This window comes from Burkholderia sp. Tr-20390, from assembly GCF_017104595.1.
Lineage (GTDB): Bacteria > Pseudomonadota > Gammaproteobacteria > Burkholderiales > Burkholderiaceae > Burkholderia.
This window is the reverse complement of the sequence record NZ_JAAGPC010000392.1, coordinates 1-1,498: the sequence shown is the minus strand read 5'-3', so window position 1 is coordinate 1,498 and position 1,498 is coordinate 1. Positions and strand designations below refer to the sequence as shown.

The 1,498-nt window shown below is 71.5% G+C and carries 1 protein-coding gene and 1 pseudogene; both read right to left on the bottom strand.

Features of this window, described 5'->3' with window-relative positions:
- Window positions 1–52: 52 nt before the first annotated feature.
- Entirely contained in the window at window positions 53–1,264 is a 1,212-nt protein-coding gene (locus G3N98_RS39170; protein ID WP_206151113.1) for a beta-ketoacyl-[acyl-carrier-protein] synthase family protein, read from the bottom strand.
- A gap of 63 nt (window positions 1,265–1,327) precedes the next feature.
- Window positions 1,328–1,498, bottom strand: a pseudogene (locus G3N98_RS40110) (polysaccharide deacetylase family protein); the annotation flags it as partial.

Here is a 1,498-nt window from a genome sequence, read left to right as displayed (position 1 = left end):
GGCCCGATGAGGCCGATGCTTTCGATGAAGGCGGTGAGTGTCATGGCGGGCCTCAACGGCGGGCGTGGTCGGCGCGGCCGAGGATCAGGCTGCAATTCGTGCCGCCGAAGCCGAACGAATTGGACAGGACGGCGCGCACGCGGGTATCGCGGCTCGCGAGCACATAGTCGGCGGCGAGTGCCGGGTCGGGCAGTGTCGTGTTGACGCCGGCCGGCACGAACTGCTCGCGCAACGCGAGCGCGGCGACGACGGCCTCGAGCGCACCCGCCGCGCCGAGCGTATGGCCGGTCGCTCCCTTCGTCGAGCTGCACGGCGTGCTGGCGAACAGCGCGCCGATCGCTCGGCTTTCGGCCGCGTCGTTGCTCGGCGTCGCGGTGCCGTGCAGGTTCACGTAGTCGATGTCGGTTGCACCCAGGCCGGCGGATGCAAGCGCCTGCTCGATCGCGACGCGTGCGCCGAGCCCGTCCGGATGCGGCGACGACATGTGATGCGCGTCGCTCGATTCGCCGATGCCGAGCAGCAGGACCGCATCGGCGTCGAGTGCGGCGGGCGGCTCCGGCACGCGTTCGACGAGCGCGAACGCGGCGGCTTCGCCAATCGAGATGCCGTCGCGCGCGACGTCGAACGGCCGGCACGGCTGGCGCGACAGCAGCTCGAGCGAATTGAAGCCGTACAGCGTCGTCAGGCACAGCGAATCGACGCCGCCGACGACGGCTGCGTCGATCAATCCCGCTTCGATCATGCGGCGCGCGGAGCCGAACACTTTCGCGCCGGACGAGCACGCGGACGAGATCGCCATCGCCGGCCCGCGCAGCGCGAAAAACGCGCGCACGAACGCGGCCGGCGAATACGGGTTGTGCGTGTGTGCGTAGCGGAAGTCGGCGGGCAGCGCGCCGCTTGCCGGATCGCGGCGCTGGTACGCGTGCTCGGTCTCGAGGATGCCGGCCGTGCTCGTGCCGATGAATACGCCGACACGTGCCGCCCCATAGCGCGCGACGGCCGCCGCGACGCGTGCGTCGAAGCCGTCCTGCGTGAGGCCGAGTTGCGCGAGGCGGTTGTTGCGGCACGCGAAGTCGGCGAGATCGGCCCGCACGGGCTGCGCATCGACGCCGTCCACCGCGCCGATCCACGTGTCGAGATCCGCACCTTCGAAGTCGCAGGGTGTGAGCCCGCCGCGCGCGTCGCGCAGCGCATCGAGGGTCGCATCGAGGCCGCGGCCGATGCAGCTGGTGGCGGTGAAGTGCGAGAGCAGGAGAGGTTTCACGAGGGTCGCATCCGGTGGCCGGAACGGGCGCCGCAGCAGGGCTGGCAGGCGCGCCGTTCGAGGTCAGATTTTATCAAACGGGGGTGCCGAATTGGCCGGCTCGCCCGGCTCGCCGGGCGGCTGCGGCGCGAGCGCCGCGCGCAGCGTGGTCCAGTGCAATTGCGCATCGGCGGCCGCGCGCAGCACCGCTTGCAGCACGCCGAGCACGACCGGTTCGCCGCGCGCATCGCGCGA